We start from the raw sequence: 23,910 nt of genomic DNA, 5'->3' as shown, positions 1-23,910 counted from the left end.
AAAAAGTCCTCCCCGTTGGAGAGGATTTAGGAGAGGTTTAAATCCCAATCAACATGGCAACCATCGAAAGCATCCAGAACGCGTATATTGATTATGTTTTAACCGAAGGTGAGCAACCTAAATCGGTTTATATCTTCGCAAAGCAAAATGAAATGAGCGAGGCTGAGTTTTACCAGTTCTACGGTTCGTTTGAAGCGGTTGAACAGGGTATTTGGGCAGGCTTTGCTACCAAAACACTGGCCGAGATCCGCGCCCAGGAAGTTTGGGAGGGTTATTCATCACGCGAAAAGGCGCTATCATTTTTTTATGGTTTTTTTGAGCTGATTAAGAGCAGCCGTAGCTTTGCAGTTTACAGCATAAAAAAACAGCCTAAAGGTTTTACAACACCAAAAGTGTTTAGTCCGTTGAAAGAGCTTTTTGAAGGCTTCGCCGATGAAATCATGAAGGAAGGTATTGAAAGTACCGAACTGAGCGACCGTAAATACTTCTCAAAAAAATACAAGGATGCACTTTGGGTACAGTTTGTGTTTATACTCAACTTCTGGATCAACGATAATTCGGCAGGTTTCGAGAAAACCGATGAAGCTATCGAAAAAGGAATTAATGTAACTTTTGATCTTTTCCAGCGCTCGCCTATCGACAACCTTTTTGAATACGGTAAGTTTTTGGTGCAGAACGGTGGGATAAAAGATAAGATGGGATTTTGAGATTATGGCAGATGAAACTCCGGGAGCAACTCCCGAACAAAATAGTATACCTACTACCAAAGTACAGCGGTCGGCCAAGTTTATAAAAACCGGCGTTAAGATCGGTGGCAATTATATTAAACATTACTCCAAAAAACTATTCAATCCTGATCTTGACAAATCAGAGCTGAATGAGGATAATGCCGCAGATATATACCAATCATTAAGTGAGCTTAAAGGTAGCGCGCTCAAAGTAGCGCAAATGCTTAGCATGGATAAAAACCTGCTGCCGCAGGCTTATGTAGATAAATTCACGCAATCGCAGTATAATGCGCCGCCACTTTCAGGGCCACTTATTGTACAAACATTCAGGAAATATTTTGGTAAAAACCCCGATCAGATCTTTGATAAGTTCAATATCCGCTCAACCAATGCGGCTTCAATAGGCCAGGTACACCAGGCAGAGTTAAATGGTAAAAAGCTTGCCGTTAAGATCCAGTATCCCGGCGTTGGCGATTCTATCTCGTCGGACCTGAAAATGGTTAAACCCATTGCCTTCAGGATGCTGGGCATGAGCGAAAAAGAACTGGATGTGTACATGAAAGAGGTTGAAGAACGCCTGCTTGAGGAAACCGATTACGAACTGGAAGTTCGGCGCTCGATTGAGTTTTCTAAAGCCTGTGCCAATCTTGATAATGTTGTTTTCCCTAAATATTATCCAGAATTAAGCAGCAAACGGATCATTACGATGGATTGGCTGGAAGGAAAGCATCTGAAAGAGTTTTTAGCCACCAATCCATCGCAGGAGCTTCGCAACCAGATAGGCCAGGCCTTGTGGGATTTTTATAACTTTCAGCAGCACGAGCTTCGTGCCGTACATGCCGATCCGCATCCCGGTAATTTTATGATCACCGCCGAAGGGAAATTGGGTGTTATCGATTTTGGCTGTATTAAGGAAATGCCCGAGGATTTTTATTACCCTTTCTTCTCTCTTACGTCAACCAATTTACTGGACAACAAAGAGGAAACCATTAAAGCGTTCAGGCAACTGGACATGATCCATAATGACGATACCCCGGTACAGATAGAGTTTTACTATACCCAGTATAAAGACATGATCGGCCTGTTTGCCCAACCGTATATTACCGATACGTTTGACTTTAGCCAAACAGCATTTTTTGATCAGTTATATAGCTTTGGTGAGCGCATATCTAAAATGCCCGAGTTTAAACAGGCACGCGGCGTAAAGCACTTTATTTATGTAAACCGTACCAACTTTGGCTTATACAATATTTTGCATGAGCTAAAGGCTAAAGTAAAAACGGATACTTTTAAGCCGCATGTGGTGTTGGAGTATTGAGCAGTTTTGAGTTTGCAGTGGGCAGCGATTAAATAATTAAGCTATATTTGGATAAACCTATCACCATTTATGAAAGTGCAATACCTGCTTTTAATAGCGTGTTTATTAGTTGCGTGCAAGTCAAAGCATACAAAACCAGGTATCGATTCTTCTAAGATCAAAAAACTTAAAGTTTTACCGGCATCCTATAACATGTCTAACAGGGCCATCCAAACAAATGCAGATACATCGGAGATTGATGAGCAACGCGATGCCTATGCCGATTACTATGTTGTGATTGCTGACACTGGCCTTAATTATTATTCATTAAGAGATAAAATGTTTGAACTGAACCATGCTACCGGCGTTGGTATTGACACAATGGATCAGTATTACGACAAACAAAAGGATCTGATTAAACTTCCGGACAATTATGATGACGATATACTTGCCGGGCAATATGTTATGCGGAGATATCCCTCAAAAACATTAAGTCTTGAATATTTGCAGTCATATAAAAACGATTCAGACAAAAAGATGATAGCGCTTGTAACCGGCATCTATGAAAATAAGTCAAGTGCCGACAGCGCGTTAAAGGCGCTTCAACCCATTAGTGCCTTATCCATAAAATCTAAAATTTATATTGGTTGTATCCATTAAATAGTCGTTATCATGAGTTGGGACATAGTACTATTTAATTCAAATCAAAAAATTACAGATCCCGCTGAGGTGAATGAAAATCAGTTAATTCCTACATCATTTACCGATGCCTTTGAAACCTATTTTAAAACTATCATTAAAGATGGTGATCATCGTGAAATAAAAGGAAATGACTTTACAATAGATTATTTTGATGATGGCCAACCTTCAAGTAACGTCATGCTCAGTTTATATGGAGAAGCCGCTATTTATCCGCTGATAGATCTCGCACTAAAAAATAACTGGCAAATATTTGATACCGGGCTTGGTGATATGATTAATCTTGCAGCCCCCTTTAAAAACGGGTATGAAAATTTTCAAGCCTATTTAAATATAGTTTTAAATAAACCTTCAAATTCAAACTGGTTCTCAAGACTTTTTAAACGTAAAACTTAATAACAATAAACCTTTATGCCAATACTCCAAAACACATTCGTCCACCACGTACACTTCTGGCTTAAAAACAAAGCCGATAAAGATAAACTGATTGAAGGGCTTAACATCCTCCTTCCTATTCCACACATCCGCGATATACATATCGGTGTACCTGCCGATACTAACCGCGATGTGATCGATCGCTCATACGATGTATCGCTATTGATATTATTTGATACCCCCGAAGCACAGGAAGCTTACCAGATTGATCCTACCCACGTGATATTTGCGGAAGAATATGCTAAACCGCTGTGCAGCAAAGTGGTTGTATCAGACAGCGTAAATATTTAAGTTTTGATTAAAATAAATAAGGTTAAATGACATATATTTAGCCTTATTTATTTTTTTAAACCTATTCATGTATTCACGGATCACCTGCCTTATTACACTGGCTATATGCCTTTCATTTTCAAAATCTTATTCACAAACCGACACTTCCCATTACGACCTGGGACGACTGCGCGTAAATAAAAATCTCACACAAAGCATCACCATAAAAGGCGCCGACTTGCAACGCCAGCCTTTTGCAAACATAAGCGATGCGCTTAATGTATGGTTTTACGGCATTTATACCAATAGCAATTATGTGGTATATGTGGTTGATGGCAATATCATCAATGATGTAAACGCTTACAACATTCATGATATTGAAGAGGTAACATTGGTACAAAATGCAGCTGCACAGGTAAGCGGTGCCTCGCCACAGCAGCAAATGATACTGATAAAAACCAAACGTAACAGACCAGGCAAATCGGGTATTGAAGCGGCCGGGCAAACCAACCTGGTTAGCGCAAGGAACACTTCAAGCATCAATGAACTTAAAAGCCCCACCAATGTTTATCATCAGTATTACTTATCGGGCTATAAAAATACAGATGTCGTTAATGCGGGGATCTCCGCTACGTATTTAAGGGATGTTTCGCCAACTTTAACAAATCAGCAAATCAACATTAAAACACCATTAAATTTCGACCGTTTTAAGTTTAATGGCTACGCCGATATTAAGCTGGGCTCAAACAATACGCTCAGTGCTACAGCAACATACGTACCACAGGTTACACGCTTTAATTATGATAACGCCAACCTGTATGGTACCAGTGACCCTAACTACCAAATCCAGACAAGTACAGCTGAACACACCAAACAAAATCTCTTTAATGGCGGCCTCAGGTTAAACTCACAACTGATAAAAGGCCTTAAAAACAGCTTATCAGCTTCGTATAGTCATTATAACTACAATGAGGATAATAATTTCGAAGCTGCGGGTGCAACTGTTGGCCCTGGCAATTTTCAACGGACCAATAGCATTTCTAAAAATGTTGACCACAAAAATGTTTTATTGCTTCGGGATAACTTAAGCTACCAGAAAACTATCGGCAATTTCAGCATTGAACCGGCTGTTGATTTCACCTACCGTCATACACGCGATTCAATTGCCAGCATTACCACATCAACCATCTATAACGGCACAGATCCGCTAAATATTAACCAGTTTGCCAATAGCACTACTACTACCAATCGCAACTATTATAAACGTAAAGACTATTTATTGACGCCATCACTAAGTCTGGCGTTCAAAAACAGCATTAATGTTCAAGGTGGCTTTGTAACGGTATTAGATTCAAAAAAAGCCCTGTCTGTAGCAAACGATGCCGACTTTAAACGGATTTTCCCTTATGCATCAGCATCTGTAAATGTTTCTTCACTTACCGGTATCAGTGCTGTTGGTATAAAACTGTATGGTTCTTATTCGAAACAAAACCAGCTTTTGCAGAGCAACGGCGAACACCTTAATGGCTTAACCTTTGGTAATGCATTTAACAGCCCGTTTAACACCGAGTATTCCTACCTTACCAACTATTATTATCCTTCGGTATATTACAATATGCTAAAGGCTTTCAATGTTTATGCAGCAGGTGCTGACATTAACCTTTCGGCCCTGGTATCCGTTAACTACAATTTTGAACGCGGAGGCCTTGCGGTTCCTGTACTATATGATGTACCTTATAGCCCTAATGGTAGCATAACTATTTTAGGGTATGCTGATTCAAAATATACACGCAATCGCATTGGTGTAAACTTCAATATTATTAACAAAGCATCAACCCGCTTCATTACAGGACTTAACGCCTCCAATATTAAACAACGCATAAGCCCGGGTATCGGGGACATTGCACTGGGCGATAAAATATGGACAGGAGGCTGGGTTAACCGTCTTGAGATTGACCATATTTTTGCAGGCCTCGATATATTATACAAGACAGGTGAAGGCAACTATGCCAATCCTTACGAGGCTAACTCAAATGTACCGGGCTCAAACAAACAATCGTTTTCGTTACAGAATATTTACTTTGGTTATAGCCTGAAAACCAAACAGTTTAAAAACCTTGAGGTATTTGCCAACGGCCAGAATATATGGCAAAACAAAACATCTAACATTACCGACAACCGCAGGTTTTACGGCCTCGGATTTAAATTAGGATTGTAAAACAGGCTACGTTTTTTGTTGTTTCACTAAGCATGAAGGTTTTGCTTGCTGGTGCTAACGGCTACATAGGTACGCGGCTTATCCCGGTTTTACTGGAGAAAGGCCATGATGTGGTTTGCCTTGTGCGGGATAAACGCCGGTTTCATGAGCACAGCGATTTTAGCAGGCAGGTTACCTTAATAACGGGTGACCTGCTCAAAGGGTCAAATATCGAATCCTTTCCTGAAGATGTTGACGCGGCCTATTACCTGGTACATTCCATGGCGCAAACGCAGGATTTTGCCGCGCTCGAAGCGCTTTCGGCCCATAATTTTGTGCAGGCACTTGATAAAACCAACTGCAAACAAACCATATTTTTAAGTGGGATCACCAATGATAATAACCTCTCCCGCCACCTCGAATCAAGGCGGCATGTTGAGGATGTGTTGAAAGAAGGCAACGCTGCGTTAACCGTTTTGCGGGCAGCTATTATCATTGGCTCGGGCAGTGCCTCGTTCGAGATCATTCGCGACCTTACCGAAAAACTTCCTGTTATGACCGTTCCCCGCTGGGTAAACACCAAATGCCAGCCCATTGGCATCCGCGATGTGCTGGGTTACCTGGAGGGCGTAATGCTAAACGAAAAGTCGTACAACCGCACGTTTGATATAGGTGGTCCCGATATTCTTTCGTTCAGGCAAATGATGCTTACTTATGCCGAGGTTCGTAAGCTAAAAAGGTATATCGTTACCATACCCTTCCTTTCGCCTAAAATATCGTCATACTGGCTGTATTTTGTTACCTCAACAAGCTTTACACTTGCCCAAAGCCTGGTGAACAGCATGAAGAACGAAACCGTTATGCATGATCACGATATTGATGACGTTGTGCCACGTAAATGCCTCAGTTATAAAGAATGCCTTGAACTTGCTTTTGTTAAAATAGAGCAAAACTCTATCGTATCAAGCTGGAAGGACGCTTTTAACCAGGGCTACCTTAATCCCGGTTTTATGGACCAGATCAAGGTACCACAAAACGGCACGCAGGAATACAAAGTAAAAATGCCATTTGAGCGGCCGGCCAACGAAGTTTTTAGCAACGTACTTGCTATAGGCGGCAACCGCGGCTGGTATTATTGGGACTGGATCTGGAACATCCGCGGTTTCCTGGACAAGGTTTTCGGAGGCGTTGGCTCGCGCAGGGGGCGTACAAGTAATATCAATATTAGTCCGGGGGATGTAATTGATTTTTGGAGGGTTTTACTGGCTGACCGCGAAAATAAGCGTCTGCTTTTATACGCCGAAATGAAACTACCCGGCGAAGCATGGCTCGAATTTAAAATAATTGAACGCCACGGTAAACAAAGTTTAAGCCAGGTAGCTACCTTTAGGCCCAACGGCCTTTGGGGCCGGTTATATTGGTACGCCATGTGGCCGTTTCACCTGTTCATATTTAACGGTATGGCAAGGGAAATTGTTAATTACACTGAAAAAGGTCATTGAGTCATTTCGGCTGCACGTCATTATGCTTCGCAGTCATTGATCATTAAGTCATTGTCAAAGCAAAAATAACGCAAGATAAATGCCTCAATGATGCAAAGCAAAATGACCTAATGACACGTAGCATAATGACCTAATGACACGTAGCATAATGACACGAAGTAAATGACCTAATGACGCGTAGCAACAATGACCGCGAAGCATAATGACACGAAGTAAATGAAAAGTATACTACTAACCGGAGGATCGGGATTATTGGGCCGCCATCTAACCAAAGCATTATTGACTAAGGGCTATACCGTGAGCCATTTAAGCCGCAAAACCGGTGACGATCCGCAGGTAAATACATTTGTATGGGATATCAGCAAAGGCACCATTGATGAGCGTTGCATTGATGGGGTTGATACCGTAGTGCACCTGGCCGGCTCGGGCATTGCTGAAAAACGGTGGACAAACGCCCGAAAGAAAGACCTGGTAGATAGCCGCGTAAAATCAATTGAATTGTTGTACGATTTGATGAAACGTAAACAACATCAGGTTACCTCAGTGATCTCGGCATCCGGTATCGGGTATTATAGCAACCGTGGCGATGAACTGATGCATGAGACAAGTGTTCCTACCAATGATTTTATATCGCAATGCTGTGTGCTATGGGAAGCTGCCGTTGATGAGGGAGAAGAATTTGGTGCCCGGGTGTTAAAGTTCCGTACCGGGGTAGTGCTTGATAAGGATGGAGGAGCATTACCAACGCTTGCAAAACCTATAAAACTATATGTGGGCTCCCCCATCGGTAGCGGCAAACAATGGGTACCCTGGATCCACTGGCAGGATGTGGTAGATATGTACCTGTTGGGCATCGAAAACACGGCGCTCAGCGGCGTTTACAATATGGTTGCCCCTTGCCCGGTTACCAATAAGCAACTCACTCAAGCGGTAGCTAAACACTTACACAAACCTTTATGGGCCCCTAATGTGCCTGGCTTTGTTCTCAAACTTTTATTGGGCGAGATGAGCAGCATTGTATTGGGCAGTACCAAAGTATCGGCACAAAAAATTGAGGATGCCGGTTTCAAGTTTAAATTTGCTGATTTAGATGCAGCGCTAAGTGAAATTTATGGATCATAAAACTCCGGTTAGCATATTCTGGTTCCGCCGCGATTTACGGCTCGATGATAATGCAGGCCTTTATCATGCCCTTAAAAGCGGCAACCCTGTTTTACCAATATTCATTTTTGATAAAGAGATCCTTGACAAACTGGAAGATAAAGACGATGCCCGTGTTACGTTTATCTATCAAACTATTGAAAGTCTAAGTGATGAATTGCATAAGCATGGCGGCAGCCTGTTCGTGCTTTATGATAAAGCTACACACGCCTGGGATAAGCTCATCAAAGAGTACAACGTTGCCGAAGTATACACCAACCATGATTACGAGCCATACGCAACTAAACGAGATGATGAAGTGCGCACCAAACTTACAAAACACAACATCCCGTTTAAAACCTATAAAGACCAGGTAATTTTTGAAAAAGATGAAGTAGTAAAGGACGATGGCAAACCTTACACTGTTTACACCCCTTATCAGCGCAAATGGTATAGCACTTTAAAACCATTTTATTTAAAGGCTTATCCAACAAAAAAACACCTTAAAAACATTCATCAAACTAAAGCGCTGTCCATCCCTCCGTTAAAAGAAATGGGCTTCGAAAAAAGCGATATGCACCTCCCTGATAAAGGATATGAAAGTGTGATCAAAGATTATAAAGAGCAGCGGGATTTTCCGGCCATTAAAGGTACCTCGCATATCGGCATGCATTTACGCTTTGGTACAGTAAGCATACGCGAACTGGCGCGCACTGCCTACAGCTATCATGATAAAACATGGCTCAATGAACTCATCTGGCGCGAATTTTATATGATGATACTCCATCATTTCCCCCATACTATGGATCATGCTTTCAGGCCGGAGTATGACCGTATCCATTGGGTAAATGATGAAAAACAATTTGAGGCCTGGTGTAACGGTGAAACAGGTTTCCCGATTGTTGATGCCGGAATGCGTGAGTTAAATACAACCGGTTTTATGCATAATCGCGTGCGCATGATTGTGGCCAGTTTTTTAAGCAAAGACCTGCTTATCGATTGGCGCTGGGGCGAGCGGTATTTTGCCCGCAAACTGCTGGATTATGAAATGGCAAGCAATGTAGGCGGTTGGCAGTGGGCGGCCGGTTCAGGCACCGATGCTGCGCCCTACTTCAGAATTTTTAACCCCGATGCGCAAACTAAAAAGTTTGACCCTGAACTTAAATACATAAAAAAATGGGTTCCGGAATATGCCGACTTCAGCAAATATCCAAAACCCATTGTTGATCATGCTGCCGCGCGCGACAGGTGTTTAGCCGCGTTTAAAAAAGCGCTGGCTAAGTAATAATGTATTAATTGCTAACGGTGGCTACTGTAAAATCAAAATAAAGCACTGTATTTGCAGATATGGACGTACCACTGCCGGTAGTACCATAGCCAAACCGGGATGGTATTATTATGGATACGGCAGATCCGGCTGTTTGTCCTTTTAAACCTTCCTGTACACCTGTTACTAAACCATTAACTGTAAAAGATGAAGATGTTGCCCCCTGCAAAGTGGTACTGTCAAACACCACATCATTTAAGCATTTGCCCGAATAGGTACATGTTATATAAGAGTCAGCATTGATCTGGTCAGAACCGGTGCCGGGTGTAGCTATCTTTATATAAACCCCATCGGCCGTTTTAGTAAACCCGGTAAGGCTTTTTGCTTTAATGTAATTATTGATGATAGCATCATCATAAACCTCCTGGTTTGAAACAACATTGATATAGTAATCCAAACTTTGGTTACCGGCAATATGGGTGTTGGCATTACTTGAACTTCCTGACCCGTAACCGTTAACACCATAAGCTAAATGCGACGGCACAATAACCCTTGCAGCTGTACCTTTATATTTTATCAGGTTGTGGATAGCTATTTGCACCCCTTTAGGTAGTGAACTGCTTACATGCCCTAAATAACCGAAAAAATGATTTGCGTTAAGTGAATCAAGCGATATAAACTTACCATCAAGTGAACGAACAGTAAATACAAATGAGATCTGGTCTGAATAATCCATTGGCGTACCACGTCCTTGCGAAAGGATCTTGTAGTAAATACCGGTTGTATCACCATCAGTAGTATCACGCAGCATACCGGTGATGCCGTTTGCTGATATATAGTTCTGGATCTGAGTTTGGTCGTATTGCTTAATATCCGGATCGTTCCTGTCTTTCCGGCATGACATAAAGCCTATAGAGATAAGTACTAAGAGCGTAAAAATTGTTTGTTTCATTTATTATAATTTGTCTTTTTTTAACCGCCTAAAGCTTTTGCTTTACTGGCTTATGTTCTCCGTTTTATCAGGCTTTGTTAGTTGGTTACGTTATACAGCTGAATTTGAAAATCAAGCACCGAATTTGCCGGCAAATGTATCGAATCCTGCGCATATGGCCCATAAGCATAACGCGATGGAATCAGCAACCTCACTTTCCCCCCGGGTTTGATTTGCGGGATACCCAACTGCCAGCCTTTTATCACACTTCCTAATACATAGGTTGGATGAAACTGATCTGTTTGAGCAAACACAAAACCCGATGTAAGTATTTTACCGGTAAACGCAACCGTAACCTGTGTTGAATTGGTGTAAAGCACATTGCCGGTTCCTTCCTCTCCATCGTTCACTATGTAATAAACTCCTGTTGTATCTATCTTTTTAGCTTTCAAACTACTATTAGCAGTAAGGTAATCGGCTATGATAGCACTATCAATTTCTTTTTGTTTATTATATTGAACTAACGGGCTAACAGACGATTTAACGCAACCGCCTGCAATAACGCCTAAGAGCAATAAAACTATCAGTATCCTGTTCATCAATTCAAAAGGCAAATTTATTCTTTTAAAATAGAAAAACGGCAGCTTAACACTTTTTAACAATTAATAAAAAGCAGGCACCGTTTAAAACACCCAACAAGGGAGATTTTGAAGGTAAAACGTTCAATTTTAAGTAAAAGTGTATAAAGGTCATTTGCTGTGCCGTCATTTTGTTTCACGTCATTGAGTCATTGTCTTGCAGGCTGCTAATGATTAATGACACAGGGTAAATGGCACACCCGAAGTAAATGACTTAATGACCACGCAGTGAAATGACACAAAGTGAATGACGCGAAGCTTAATAACCTGTCAGGGCTTATAATTAACCGTAAGCTTGTTTAACTTTTTAAGGGTTTCAATGAGGTGTTGTTTATCGGCTTCGCTGATGTTGGCATCAAGATAGTTGTTGAATTGCCTTACAATTACACGAGCCTGGTGCCTTTTTTCTTTACCCAGCGGGGTAAGGTAAATTTTAACCGAGCGTTTATCGCCCTCATTACTTTCGCGATATATGAGCCCCGTGGTTTCCAGCTGACTAAGCATGCGTGACAGGCTGGTTGATTTAAGGCCCAGTAAAGCTGCCGCCTGCGATACAGTAGTACCTTCCTTTTCGTCGATATTAATGAGCAGGTACCCTATTGACTGTGTAAAGCCAAACTCGGTAACCAACTGGTTGTACCTGTTGGCCATGGTTTGCCATACTATTTTTATAAAATAGTCAATAGTTTCCTGGTGTTTTACATTATTATGCATGCATACCAAACGTAAGAAATGCTTATTGATTACGCAAGGGGTTTGTTCATTTGTTCACTGGTTCATTAGTTCATTGGTACTTTGTAGCGAAAAATTATGCAGGTGCATCTGCGCCGAACACCAATGAACTAATGAACCAGTGAACTAACCTACCACCCCAATTTAGTATCATCCCCCCTTGGATCGGCACCGCCCTCGTAGTAGCCCCACTGGGTTTTGAGGATGGCGTCAACACGACCGATAGACTCCCTGCTTACAACTTTATATCCCCTGCTTTGCAGTTTGTTAACAGTGACGCTATCAACACCATCCTTTTCAATAGTTACCTCATCGGGCAGCCATTGGCTATGAAAACGTTTTGACGCAACGGCCTGCTGCATGCCCTGGTTAAATTCAATTACATTAAGTATGGTTTGAAAAACCGACGTAATAATAGTTGAGCCGCCGGGAGTTCCTACAATCATAAATAGTTTACCATCCTTTTCAACAATAGTGGGTGTCATAGATGATAACATGCGCTTACCCGGCTGGATACTGTTGGCTTTACCGCCGATGAGCCCGTACATATTTGGTACGCCGGGCTTTGAACTAAAATCATCCATTTCGTTGTTCAGCAAAAAGCCGGCTCCGCTTACAAAGATCCTCGAACCAAAGCTATCGTTCAATGTAGTAGTAATAGATACAGCGTTTCCGAACCTGTCAACAATAGAATAATGCGTGGTTTGATCACTTTCATGCCCAACAAATGTGCCCGGCTGGATACTTGTACTTGGCGTAGCGGCATCCCAGCTGAAGGTTTTCATGCGCGATGTGATGTAAGCCGGCTTGAGCAGGCTATCAACCGGTACTTTGTAAAAATCAGGGTCGCCAAGATATTTGGAGCGATCTGCATATACCCGGCGCTCGGCCTCCACAATCAACCTGATGGTAGAGTCCTGATTGTAGCCCCATCGCTTAATCGGATAAGGCTCAACTGATTTTAGTAACTGCAATAAAGCGATCCCTCCGCTTGATGGTGGCGGCATGGTAATAACTTTATAATCTTTATAGTTACCAATAAGTGCGTCACGCCAAACAGCGTGGTAGTTCTTTAAATCGGCTTTGGTGATGAGACCATTGCCTTGTTTCATTTCGTCAACAATCAAATCGGCAACCGGGCCATCATAAAAACCGTCACGGCCTTTATCGCGGATCTGTTCGAATGTTTTGGCGAGATCTTCCTGTACCAGCAAATCGCCTTCCTTCCACTCCCCGTCTTTTACCAAATAGTTGCTGCCGGGATTTAGTTTTTTAAATTGTTCGGCAGTACGATTAAGGTCATTGGCCAAATGTTTGGTTATTTTAAAACCATTACGGGCAAGTTTAATGGCTGGTTCAACCAGATCGGCCCATTTCAGTTTGCCATATTTACGATGAGCTTCAAACATACCATCAACCGAACCGGGTACGCCGGAAGCTTTGTGTGTATACAAACTCATATCAGGTATTACATTACCGGCCGAATCAAGGTACATATTAACATTAGCTGCAGCAGGGCCTTTCTCCCTAAAATCAAGCGTACTTGTTTTGCCGTCGCCGGCGCGGTAAACCATAAAACCGCCGCCACCTACGTTCCCGGCTTCGGGTAAAGTGACGGTCAAAGCAAACTGAACCGCCACTGCGGCATCAACAGCATTGCCTCCCTTTTTCAATATATCAAGCCCCACCTGTGCAGCGTCCGGATAGGCACAAACTACCATTCCGTTGCGGTACTGGCCACTGTTGTTGAGCCCGAGCTGGCCCGGGGCGCATCCAACCAAAACAAAAAATGTAGTAAATAAACACAGGAGCAGGCATTTCAGATTATTTATTTTAACGCAGTTTAAAGTCATTACGGCATTTTAAATTCCCCTAATTTAACTTATTCTGCTATTTGATTTAACAACCCAAAACCATTATTTCACACTGAAAACCAATCCAATACAAATTAAAACATCATCTTTTCAGCGCACAGATAGCATAAAAAGGCAATTCTGCCGTTTATTTGCATAAATAAAAAAGCTTTAAATTAAGCTAAACAAGCTGGTCACTTTTTTGTTACAGCTACATTATTGTCAATCATTAAATTCATCTGCATGAAAAAATTAACGTACCTTTTATTACTTTCCGTTTCCTTTTTATTTATCAGCAAAAACTCACAGGCCCAGGACTATAAAACTGCAGTAGGTTTAAAATTTGGCGCATACGAGGTTGGCCCCTCAGTTAAATACTTTATGGATAAAGGAACCGCGCTTGAAGGCATTTTAGGCATCCGCGATCATGGCGTGGTATTAACCGGCTTATATGAATTAAACCAACAAGCCTTTAATGTTGATAAGCTGAGCTTTTACTATGGCTTTGGTGGTCACCTTGGTTCGGTGGGCAGCGGCTACTACAAACGCTTTGGCGGCGATGACGAATACTATAATGGCAAGCATATTCTAATAGGTGCTGATGCTGTTATCGGTTTGGAATATGTGATCCCTTCGGCACCAATTGCTATCAGCCTTGATCTTAATCCACGACTTGAACTGGCAAGAGGCCCATTTTTTGACATCGCACCAGGCCTGGGATTAAAATATACTTTCTAAGAATAAAAGAGTTATCATCACCTGCTTAACGGGTGATGATAACTTTTTGCGAATAGATCTTCTGCCCAAGCAATACCCTCAGCACATACACTCCAGGCGTTTGCCCGCTCACATTAAGAATAGTACTGTAATTACCCTGGTCAATATTTTGTTGCCCGCCCTGGTAAACAGATTCGCCTAATGCATTTGTTAATGATAGTTTCAGGGTTGTGGCTTCTTTGGCCGTAAATACCACATTTAAATTGGTACTTGCCGGCACCGGAAATGCACTTAATCCGATTTCGCTTTTGCTTCCTGTAACACCTTCTCTCGCATAAACAAAGTTATCCGACTGTGCTACACAGCCATTTGCTAATGTAACCTGCACCTGGTATTTTCCGCTTTGTACCGGATCATAAGTTGCAGCAGTAGCTCCGCTTATTACATTACCATTCAACAACCACTGGTTACCATCGGTAAAGTTTGAGTTAAGGGTATTATTGGTTTGCGTAACAACCGGTTTGCTTAGCGTAACCGCCTTGCGCGTAGCAGATGCACAGCCAAGGCTCTGCACCTTCATATCATAAAAATAGTAATAGTAGCCTTTATAAGCAGTAGTATCGCCATTGGTTGCGGTAGCACCATTGCCAGTAATACTAAATATACTGCCAATTTTAAATGGATAACCCGTAACCCCGCCGTTGCTGCGATATATAGTAGCCTGATCGGCAAAATCAACCGAGATCTGGTAATCGCCGGCAGCCGGTAATGACAAATTTAAGTCATACACCTGCCCCTGGTCGTTAGGATCATCGGGCTGAGCACCAGCCAAAGCAGTTGTGCGTGTTGCAACGGCATTTATGGAAGCGGTGGATACTATCTGACCATTGCTATTGGATACATTAAATGTTATTTTCCCCGAATTGCCAATATAAAGGCGCGCGCTCTTAATCAATACCGGCACCTTGGTGTTTACACTTACATAAGGTGTAAACTGATTGTACCCGCCTGCTGTAAATACACTTTTAGTGGCAGGGCCAATTGTTCCTTCAAAATCATTAATGCCTGCATAATAGGTATTGTTAACCGGATCCAGGCTTGTTACCGCTTCACTTCCGGCGGCTATCGGTAAAACATCAGTTGCATTTTGGTACCATAGCAGGGTGCCATCGCCCGTACCAAATAATTCATACTGTTTGGTAGTGGCACAATAATAAGCACTCAGATCTCCAATACTTGCCGGCGAATTGATCACTATATTGGCTGTTACCGAATTGTTGCTGCTAACCGGATCGCCTGCAAGCTTGCTGGTAGCCGTGATGGTGTATGATGCACCGGCAATAGCATTAAACTCCTCACTAAAGGTAAAGTTATCTTCGGCCAGTGCAGGTAATGAGGCCTTATAAGTTTCATTGTAGGTAGTGGTAACATTATTGGCATCGGTAATGGTAACCGTTATGGGGATATTATTGATAGCCGCATTACCAAAGTTTTTTATCCTCACCGTAACAGGCGTACTTGCCGAGCAGGAACCGCTGCTGCCGGGGCTAACAATAGCAATAACCCCAGCATCAATACTGGTTTGCAAAAATTGCACCCGGTAATCCTGGGTTTCGCCTTTATCATAGTTGCCACAAGCTTTAATGGTTGAAGCATCACTGGTTTCGGTAAGCACCACCCGCATCAGGCTGTAAGCGCCGGCCACTACTGATCCCGGTACAGTGATATTGGTATTATAAGTACCTGTACCATTAATGATGCCAGTGGTTGCTGCCAGTTCGTTATCTTCAAAAACACCATTGGCATTCCAGTCTATAAACACCTTTGCAGCTTTATTAAAGTTATTGCCGCAAGTACCAAGCGTAATGCTGAGCGGATAAACTTTGGCCTGCTCAAGCTGAACAGTAAGGTTGGTATAGTCCGAATAGCTTTTGCAGCCTGCGGCCGGAGTATTATCAATATTGGCCAGCTTAAAGTTATCAACCCGTGAATCGGCGCCCGATAGCGGGGCCGACGCGCAGTAGGCCGTGCCGCCTACCCCGGTTACGATCAATGAATAGGCTTGCGACCCTGATGATAGCGTGCCTTTATGCGATACTGTAATGGTATAAGCCCTGCCGGGTACCGAATTGGGAATATATACCTGCTCAATATTATCCCTGATGTTATCGCCGTTAGTGGCAGCAAACCCCGGCTTATCCGGATCAAGTACCCAGGGCGTAAATGTCGTTGTACCGTCGCTCACCCTGATATCAAGGTCGTTCACTAATTTAGGCGTACGGCTATTGATTACGCCTTCAGTAGTTGCCGTGCCTTGGGGATCAGTCCACGATATTGTTGCCGCCAGTAAGCGGTTACCGGAGGCTATTACATTAAACGTTTGTGTTTGCCCTTGTGTTACTGTTTTTTCGCTTACTATGCTCTTTCCACCGTTATCTGTCAATGCTTGTGCGGCTTCTGTCATATTAAGCAATCCCCAGCCATAAATATAATCGGGGCCAACGTTACCTGCATCAAAAGCGGTATGGCAAACCAATCCTTTCAATGTAGCCGACCGCATAAATGCCCCTCCGTTTTGTTTGGCATAGTATTCCTGCAACAGATAAAGTGAGCCCGTAACATTAGGAGCAGCCATTGAGGTACCCGATAAAGTAAGATACGATGTGGTGTTATCAATCCCTACCGAAAGCACGTTTACACCATCGCCAACAATATCTGGCTTGATACGGCCATCGTCTGTTGGCCCCCAGCTGCTAAAGGGAGCTATGGCTACGTCGCTCCGGTTTTTAGGCCCATATAAAAGCGGATAGACCGCACCTACGGTAAGTATGTTTTTGGCATTGCCACTTGTACTTATAATATCATAACCGTCATTGTTACTGATCCCTGCAGGGCGCGCTCCTTTATTTACAAAGGTTTGATCAGTCCGGCTTTTATAGCCGTAGTAAGTTTCGCCAACTGCCGGGCCGTTACTTGAACGCTCATTACCTGCCGATTCAACAATAAGATAATATGGTGCTGTATACGCTATCTTATCCCAGTTTGCTGTTTTAGTATCATAAAAACCAAAGTTATAATCAACCGTATCACCAGGTAAGCCATTCCATTCCCAACGCCCTGCCGAATCATTGTAATCCCAACCGGTTACCACGCCATATGAGTGATTTGACAGCAGGAGATTAGCTGCGGCTGCGCTCATGGTGGTTTCATCATTATTGAAATCATATGACTGCAGCGTAGTTGCTCCAAACGACATGCCTTTAGCCGGTGCGTAGATTCCTTTGGCAATCATGGTGCCCGCCACGTGCGATGAATGGTCGTTTACTGGTTCGGTAGTTTTTAGGGTGATGGTTTTACCTGCAAATTCCTGGTGAGCTTTGTAAACTGCGCCGCCATCCCATATAGCCAGTTTATTGGCTAAAAAATCGGACGAGCCCGATAAATTTAAACCTAATGAACCGCCGGGTTGTAAAGTATTTGTACCGGTGGTAGCGGCTGCGGTTGTATTGTTATGAGTTATAAGATATATCGGGAAACCTAATTTATTAACTCCTTGCAGGGTAACCAGGTTGCCATTTTTTGTACGGCGGAATAATGTCCATCCATGTGTGGCCGCTAATGACACAGCCTTGTCGTGCGACGCCTTATAATTTGTAAGCGATTGTTGTGAAATATCATTAAGCTGCACCCGGCTTTTTTCACTTATTAAAGGTTGCTGGGCCATAACACCGTCCGCTGCAAACAACAGCAAAAAGCCGAAGAAAACAATTGTGTAAAGTTTGATCATTGGTTTGAAAGATAGGCAATTTTAAGAAAAATCAACCTTAACTAAAACAAAACAAGCGTTGCTTTACAACATTCGTAAACTTGACAGTTAAAGAGTGAAAAAATTAGCTGTTACGACAGGTATTTGCCCACAATTGGCATTCTGCGTCCCATGCCAAATGCTTTAGGTGATACCCTTAAAATGGGCGGAGTTTGATAACGCTTATGCTCGGCCGAATTGGTGAGCTTTATAACCCGTCGAACTGTCGCCTCATCATACCCCATCCTGATGATCTCGGCCGATGAACAACGGTTTTCGATATACTCGGCCAGGATCTTATCAAGCACATCATATTCGGGCAGCGAGTCGGTATCTTTTTGATCGGGCCTTAACTCGGCCGATGGTGGTTTGACAATCGAGTTGATCGGGATGATCTCCTCATTACGGTTAATATATTTTGCCAATTCAAAAACCTGGGTTTTATAAACATCGCCAATAACTGAGATACCACCGCACATATCGCCGTATAAAGTGCCATACCCTACAGCGGCCTCGCTCTTGTTACTGGTATTTAATAAAATATAGCCGAATTTATTGCACATTGCCATTAACAAAACAGCCCTGCTGCGCGACTGAATGTTCTCTTCGGCGATGTTGAACGGCAAACCATCAAACTGCGGGTTTAATGCGGTTTCAAAAGCTTCGGTAATGCTTTTGATAGGTACAATCTCGTGCTTACAACCAAGGTTATCAACCAAATCCTGCGCATCTTTTAATGAATGATCTGTTGAAAAACGTGACGGCAGCAATACAGCCATTACATTTTGAGGGCCAAGAGCCTCTGCTGCCAAAGCACATACTACAGCCGAATCTATTCCACCTGATAAACCTAAGATTGCCTGTTTAAAACCCGACTTATAAAAATAGTCGCGAATACCGAGAATAACAGCCTGATGAATTTGCTCAATATCACCGGCTCGCTCGGCTTTTACCGTTGTTGGATGGTCAAAGCTTAATGTGTTATCTTCATTTAAGGTATAGTAAGCCATGCTTTCTTCAAAGTAGGGCATTTCATCAATTAGCTTACCTGTGCTATCAAACACCAACGAGCCACCATCAAATATCAACTCTGTTTGGGCACCTACATGGTTAACATATAACAGAGGCAACTTGTAACGACTGGCGTTATCGCTCAAAATTTCGATCCGCTCTTCATCATGATTATAAGCAAAAGGCGATGCTGCTATGTTGATCATTACATGCGGATTCTGATGAATAAGGGTATCCATCGGGCGGGTAACATACAACGGGTTTTCAATGGTATTCCACAGGTCCTCGCAAATGGTGAGTGCTATACGCTTACCTTTAAATTCGATACAGTTAAACTCGGTTGACGGCTCAAAGTAGCGGTACTCATCAAACACATCATAATTAGGCAACAGCGCTTTATTTACTACTGCTTTTACCTGGCCATTCTCAATAAAATAAGCAGAGTTGCTCAGGTCTTTACCTTCTGTTTTATGGTTAGGTGTTGGCAAGCCAATGATGCAAGCTATATCCACACATACTTCAGCTATCTTTTTAGCAGCTTCATCACACAGGCCTATAAATTCATCAAACTCTAAAAAATCTCGTGAGGGATAGCCGCAAACACATAACTCGGCAAATACAACAAGGTCGGCCCCGTTATTTTTTGCCTTGATGATATGATCGATGATTTTATTGGTATTCGATTCAAAATTACCTACGTGATAGTTGAGCTGTGCTAACGCGATTTTCATAGTATGTGTATATTTAGTCTTTAGTCCAAAATCAAAAAATACGACTTTCGACTTAGGGCTACCTACTATTGACTTAACAATAGTAGCAACATTGTGCAAATAAAATTACTTTTGCCTTAAAGGATAAAGATGAACCCTACCCGGTATATAGCAAAGCAAATTTACTTAATTTTTTCCATCGGCCTGATATTAAGCGCCTGTACGCACAACAAAAAAATTGACGTAAGCAATATCAACGTTGATGTTAAAATTGAGCGGTTTGATCATGATTTTGACGCCATGCGCAATAAGCCTATGGCTTTGCAGGCCGCATACCTTCAAAAACAATACGGCAGTTTTTACCCCGATTTTATTGAACGAATTTTACAGGTTGGCAGTACCAGGGATACCACCTATTTTAAAGCCCTGCATGAGGTATTTGCCGGCAAAGCCTATAACGACCTGAAACATGATGCCGATGCTGCATTCCCTAATATGGACAGGCAGAACGCCAGCCTCACCGAGGCATTTAAATACATTAAATATTATTATCCGCAAAAGCACCTGCCAAGGGTGTATGCTTACATTTCGGGCTTCCAGGCGCAAACTACCATTGGCGATGGTTACTTTGGCGTAGGGATAGATCTTTTTTTGGGTGCCGATTCGCGCTTTTACCCTTCGCTTACCAATGCTTTCCCGCATTATCTTTCCAAATGGTTCACTCCGGATAATATTACGCCGCGCGTGGTTGAAGGCATAGCACGTGAGGATATGTTCCCGGAAAATGACAATGATAAAGCACTCCTTAATAAAATGATCTATAACGGCAAAATCATGTATTTTATGGACAGCGTATTGCCCGATGTGGCCGATAGCACCAAGATTCGTTATACCACCGAACAGCTAAAATGGTGCAATGAGTTTGAAAGCAAGATCTGGGGATACTTTTTAGAGCAAAACCTGCTGTACGAAACGGATTATCAGAAAATCCAGAAATATCTTACAGAAGCTCCTTTTACCCCCGGGCTTGGTGAAAAGAATGAATCGGCCCCTAAGCTTGCTGTTTGGACGGGCTGGCAAATAGTGAAAAAATACATGGACAAACATACTGATGTTACCCTACCCCAGCTCATGGCCGACAAGGATGCCCAAAAAATATTGAATGAATCGGGTTATCACCCTAAATAAAAAGCACAAAAAAAGCGCCTTCATTTCGAAAGCGCTTTTTTTATATCATTTCCCTGTTACAGGTTTATTACTTCATAATTGCGAAAACGCATTTCAAAGCGATCAGGATACCAATGATCAAAATAATATTTGATATAGAAGTAAACATGAAGCCCGTATTGGCATCGCCGGCAAAACGCAGGAACACGCCTACTATACCGATAACAATAGCTACAGTTAATAATTTGTAATGACCTTCTGCGTTAGCATTTTCCATTGATTCCATGGTACCTATTTTTAATGTTTGCGCAAAAATAGAAATGTTTACCGAAAAAGCTATAAAGTTTTTATGATTTTATGCCACCGGCAAACCAGGCTGGGTGTTTACGTTTGTAATAACGGTACATTGCCCACAAACCTATGCCTAAAGTAATAAATACCCACAGGTTAGCCAGGCCCAAAATCAGTTCAACAAAAAGTTGCCAGCCATTATTTAAAGCGATAGCCAGTCGGTTAACAAAAGGTAACTGATAGGCAGCAGGATCGTCATTGGCTATCATTTCCTGATTGATAAAATTGCTTTGATAAAAGCTAAGGGTAACAATGCTGTATTTTACGGCTTCATCTGTGCGCATATTGCCAATTTGCTGATCAACCATATCATCTTTCAGCAGCATTACATTCACCGGATTTTTGATAACCACTTTACCTTTCTTTTGCTGATCAACCAAATCCTGCCGGTTTTTGAGTTTTAATTTCTCGGAAAGGTAATCAAGCGTTCGGTCTTCAATATCCATTTTGCGCAGCGTAACATACATACCCATATGTGCCACTTCAGTCATGAAGCTTTCAAGCTTCTCCGAAGGAAGTTTAACCGTCATATCGGCATTGGTTCTGAGCGCCGAGACACGCTTAACCGAGTCATTACTCACGCGGATGTCTTCCGACCGTTCTACATCGGCCTGCATTTGGTGATGTATCACCATACCGCCATCACGTGCCGTGAGCGCGGCTATAGCATCGCCTGTTTGCTGAACATTTTTAACCTTAAACCGCATGTCGGCAGTTTTTACCAGTTTGGTTGGCGTTATTTCAACCTTGGTACTATCCGCACTAACTGCCGCAGTATCGGCTGCCGAAGTTCTGTCTTCTCTTAAGGGTTCGTACTTTGAACTACGGCCACAAGCGCCCAGCAGCAACACGCCCGCCAGCAACGCCAGGAATAATTTTGCTTTCATAACTGTTTAATTTTCTTTGGTATACATTGATACCGCGGAGTGGCAAGAGGTAACCCTGACCGTTGATTTTTGTTATGATTGCGTTGATTTCGCTGATTTTTCTGAACCGGGATTTCTGGGATTATTTTGATTCCCGGATTTTTGATCAATGTAAAAAATATCTCAGACCTTGAAATCCCGTCAATCTCCCAAATCCCCGTTCAGACAATTCCGCATGCAACAAAATCGAAAGAAATTGGAACAAATTATAAGTAGATCTATTCGCTATTTTCGTTTATTTGTAAATACAAACAAAGCGCCTTAAAGCCGAAATCCTGAACCATGAAAACTTCAAAAATATATCCTATTCCATTTTTAGCAGCACTAATAATACTATGCTGTATCATACTGGCAGGTTGTAACTTTAGCAGAGGGGTTAAAACAGATCTTATAACCGGTTTAAAAATCAGCTATAAAGGATTTGGTGTTCAGGATGCAATATTGTTAGACGCAGGCGGTAAGAAAATAAATAGTAATAAAGTACAGCTTAACACAAAAATTGCTATAGCCGCGCTTGGCGTTGAGCATTACGGATTAAAGGACGGCAAAGCCTATCCGGGCCTGTCATTATTAGTTACCGATAAAAACGGCAAAACCTTGCTGAACGCCGCCGACCTATTTGAAAACACAGAAGGCTATGCACCGGCACAGGCGGCGCAACTGCAAGGAACAATTACTGTTGGCAGCCCAATGGCTTCGGGGCAAAGTTATCATGTAAAAATGCATATCTGGGATAAGGTTACCCCTACAAACGAAATTAACGCCGACGTTGACCTTATTGTGATGTAAAAAGTTCTTGCGGGTTGAAACACCATAAGCTAATCTTTTATCCCACGCCCGCCTGCAAAAAATATTAACAAGTTTTTCGACAACAACTCGTGTTAGTTGTTTTTTGCTAATTCTTTATATCTCCTGGCTTTGATATGAGCAAAATCTTCCTTTTTGGTAAAATACTCTAACCCTAAAATCAGTAATGTTGAAGTAGCGAAGTTGATCTTTTGCGTTATTGGTAGTAAATTCCAGTCACTTATGCCCCATAAGTATACACTGTAATAAAAAATCAAAAGGCTAACTACGCAGAGGACCTTAAATAAATGAAGTTTTGTCTTTAGGATGAAAATTGTGATGATAAACAAACAAGTCCAAAACAAGCTGGTAGATATAATCAACATTAAGTCGTGCCAGCGCGTTATGGTTAAAAATGTAAACAGTACATTAGCTATCCCCGTATATTTTATAATATAAGCGGCATTTTTGTCGGGTAATTTCTTCGACATGTTAACGAAAAACAATGCATAACTCAATGGGAATAGAAACATTCCCGCATAGGCCCAGATTTTAGAAGCATTTTCGGCACCGTTTAAGGCCCTTGTTGCAAACAGGTTGCTGATAAAATTTCTTTGCCAGTCAAAGCCCGTAGCATATTCATTATACATTGATCCGCCAGGATAAACCGAGATTGCAATCATCATTAAAATTGAGGAAATTACTATTCCTATTAAAACTGAATATTTCTTAAACATTTGACTAAGAG

Annotated in this window: 21 protein-coding genes; 12 read left to right on the top strand and 9 right to left on the bottom strand. The window is 42.2% G+C overall.

The genetic code is table 11. The features are described from left to right. Window positions 1-53: 53 nt before the first annotated feature. The 9 genes from BMX50_RS24315 to BMX50_RS24275 all read left to right on the top strand — a co-directional run bounded on the left by BMX50_RS24315 (window position 54) and on the right by BMX50_RS24275 (window position 9,553). Window positions 54-707: a TetR family transcriptional regulator C-terminal domain-containing protein gene (locus BMX50_RS24315; RefSeq protein ID WP_091215740.1), complete on the top strand. Its 654-nt coding sequence runs from the start codon at window positions 54-56 to the stop codon at window positions 705-707. Window positions 708-711: 4 nt separating this feature from the next. Beyond that, the gene (locus BMX50_RS24310; RefSeq protein WP_091215737.1) at window positions 712-2,046 is read left to right on the top strand and encodes an ABC1 kinase family protein; all 1,335 of its coding nucleotides are present in this window, start codon (window positions 712-714) and stop codon (window positions 2,044-2,046) included. A gap of 69 nt (window positions 2,047-2,115) precedes the next feature. Continuing rightward, entirely contained in the window at window positions 2,116-2,685 is a 570-nt protein-coding gene (locus BMX50_RS24305; protein ID WP_091215732.1) for a hypothetical protein, read from the top strand. A gap of 12 nt (window positions 2,686-2,697) precedes the next feature. After that, on the top strand, window positions 2,698-3,120 hold the full coding sequence (locus tag BMX50_RS24300) for a hypothetical protein (protein ID WP_091215728.1): 423 nt from the start codon (window positions 2,698-2,700) through the stop codon (window positions 3,118-3,120). 15 nt (window positions 3,121-3,135) lie between these two features. Next, the gene (locus BMX50_RS24295) at window positions 3,136-3,450 is read left to right on the top strand and encodes a Dabb family protein (RefSeq protein WP_091215724.1); all 315 of its coding nucleotides are present in this window, start codon (window positions 3,136-3,138) and stop codon (window positions 3,448-3,450) included. A gap of 67 nt (window positions 3,451-3,517) precedes the next feature. After that, window positions 3,518-5,647, top strand: a complete 2,130-nt coding sequence (locus BMX50_RS24290; protein ID WP_091215720.1) for a TonB-dependent receptor — start codon at window positions 3,518-3,520, stop codon at window positions 5,645-5,647. A 32-nt stretch (window positions 5,648-5,679) separates the two neighbouring features. Continuing rightward, complete coding sequence (locus BMX50_RS24285; protein ID WP_091215715.1) at window positions 5,680-7,128, top strand: SDR family oxidoreductase; 1,449 nt, start codon at window positions 5,680-5,682, stop codon at window positions 7,126-7,128. 216 nt (window positions 7,129-7,344) lie between these two features. Further along, a complete protein-coding gene (locus tag BMX50_RS24280) occupies window positions 7,345-8,250 on the top strand; it encodes a TIGR01777 family oxidoreductase (protein ID WP_091215712.1) in 906 nt (301 codons plus the stop codon). Next, on the top strand, window positions 8,240-9,553 hold the full coding sequence (locus BMX50_RS24275; protein WP_091215708.1) for a cryptochrome/photolyase family protein: 1,314 nt from the start codon (window positions 8,240-8,242) through the stop codon (window positions 9,551-9,553). The genes BMX50_RS24280 and BMX50_RS24275 overlap by 11 nt, the downstream gene beginning before the upstream one ends. Window positions 9,554-9,560: 7 nt before the next feature. Here BMX50_RS24275 and BMX50_RS24270 read toward each other — a convergent pair whose 3' ends face one another. The 4 genes from BMX50_RS24270 to ggt all read right to left on the bottom strand — a co-directional run bounded on the left by BMX50_RS24270 (window position 9,561) and on the right by ggt (window position 13,689). Then, window positions 9,561-10,487, bottom strand: coding sequence for an FKBP-type peptidyl-prolyl cis-trans isomerase (locus tag BMX50_RS24270; protein ID WP_091215699.1), 927 nt, complete (start codon window positions 10,485-10,487; stop codon window positions 9,561-9,563). Window positions 10,488-10,564: 77 nt separating this feature from the next. Next, window positions 10,565-11,065, bottom strand: a complete 501-nt coding sequence (locus BMX50_RS24265) for an FKBP-type peptidyl-prolyl cis-trans isomerase (protein ID WP_143065250.1) — start codon at window positions 11,063-11,065, stop codon at window positions 10,565-10,567. A gap of 309 nt (window positions 11,066-11,374) precedes the next feature. Then, window positions 11,375-11,818: a MarR family winged helix-turn-helix transcriptional regulator gene (locus BMX50_RS24260; protein WP_091215686.1), complete on the bottom strand. Its 444-nt coding sequence runs from the start codon at window positions 11,816-11,818 to the stop codon at window positions 11,375-11,377. 149 nt (window positions 11,819-11,967) lie between these two features. Beyond that, complete coding sequence (gene ggt, locus BMX50_RS24255; protein WP_091215683.1) at window positions 11,968-13,689, bottom strand: gamma-glutamyltransferase; 1,722 nt, start codon at window positions 13,687-13,689, stop codon at window positions 11,968-11,970. A gap of 243 nt (window positions 13,690-13,932) precedes the next feature. On the opposite strand from ggt, the gene BMX50_RS24250 reads away from it, so the two are divergent. Next, on the top strand, window positions 13,933-14,427 hold the full coding sequence (locus BMX50_RS24250) for a hypothetical protein (protein WP_091215679.1): 495 nt from the start codon (window positions 13,933-13,935) through the stop codon (window positions 14,425-14,427). A gap of 25 nt (window positions 14,428-14,452) precedes the next feature. On the opposite strand, the gene BMX50_RS24245 is transcribed toward BMX50_RS24250, so the two are convergent. Both BMX50_RS24245 and BMX50_RS24240 read right to left on the bottom strand, forming a co-directional pair. Beyond that, window positions 14,453-18,193 carry a S8 family serine peptidase gene (locus tag BMX50_RS24245; RefSeq protein WP_091215676.1) on the bottom strand — a complete coding sequence of 1,247 codons (3,741 nt, stop codon included), beginning with the start codon at window positions 18,191-18,193 and terminating at the stop codon, window positions 14,453-14,455. 110 nt (window positions 18,194-18,303) lie between these two features. Beyond that, window positions 18,304-19,953, bottom strand: a complete 1,650-nt coding sequence (locus BMX50_RS24240; protein ID WP_091215672.1) for an NAD+ synthase — start codon at window positions 19,951-19,953, stop codon at window positions 18,304-18,306. A gap of 129 nt (window positions 19,954-20,082) precedes the next feature. Here BMX50_RS24240 and gldB point away from each other — a divergent pair, with 129 nt between their 5' ends. Further along, window positions 20,083-21,120, top strand: coding sequence for a gliding motility lipoprotein GldB (gldB, locus tag BMX50_RS24235; protein ID WP_091215651.1), 1,038 nt, complete (start codon window positions 20,083-20,085; stop codon window positions 21,118-21,120). A 67-nt stretch (window positions 21,121-21,187) separates the two neighbouring features. Here gldB and BMX50_RS24230 read toward each other — a convergent pair whose 3' ends face one another. Continuing rightward, window positions 21,188-21,385 (bottom strand): hypothetical protein, encoded by a 198-nt coding sequence (locus BMX50_RS24230; protein WP_090530314.1) that lies wholly within the window; start codon window positions 21,383-21,385, stop codon window positions 21,188-21,190. A 61-nt stretch (window positions 21,386-21,446) separates the two neighbouring features. Continuing rightward, window positions 21,447-22,337 carry a DUF4349 domain-containing protein gene (locus BMX50_RS24225; RefSeq protein ID WP_091215647.1) on the bottom strand — a complete coding sequence of 297 codons (891 nt, stop codon included), beginning with the start codon at window positions 22,335-22,337 and terminating at the stop codon, window positions 21,447-21,449. A 321-nt stretch (window positions 22,338-22,658) separates the two neighbouring features. Here BMX50_RS24225 and BMX50_RS24220 point away from each other — a divergent pair, with 321 nt between their 5' ends. Then, window positions 22,659-23,165 carry a hypothetical protein gene (locus tag BMX50_RS24220; protein ID WP_091215644.1) on the top strand — a complete coding sequence of 169 codons (507 nt, stop codon included), beginning with the start codon at window positions 22,659-22,661 and terminating at the stop codon, window positions 23,163-23,165. 92 nt (window positions 23,166-23,257) lie between these two features. On the opposite strand, the gene BMX50_RS24215 is transcribed toward BMX50_RS24220, so the two are convergent. Then, on the bottom strand, window positions 23,258-23,848 hold the full coding sequence (locus tag BMX50_RS24215) for a hypothetical protein (protein WP_091215641.1): 591 nt from the start codon (window positions 23,846-23,848) through the stop codon (window positions 23,258-23,260). Between the last annotated feature and the right edge of the window lie 62 nt (window positions 23,849-23,910).

This window comes from Mucilaginibacter gossypiicola, from assembly GCF_900110105.1.
Taxonomy (GTDB): Bacteria; Bacteroidota; Bacteroidia; order Sphingobacteriales; family Sphingobacteriaceae; genus Mucilaginibacter; species Mucilaginibacter gossypiicola.
This window is presented reverse-complemented; position numbering and strand designations above follow the sequence as displayed.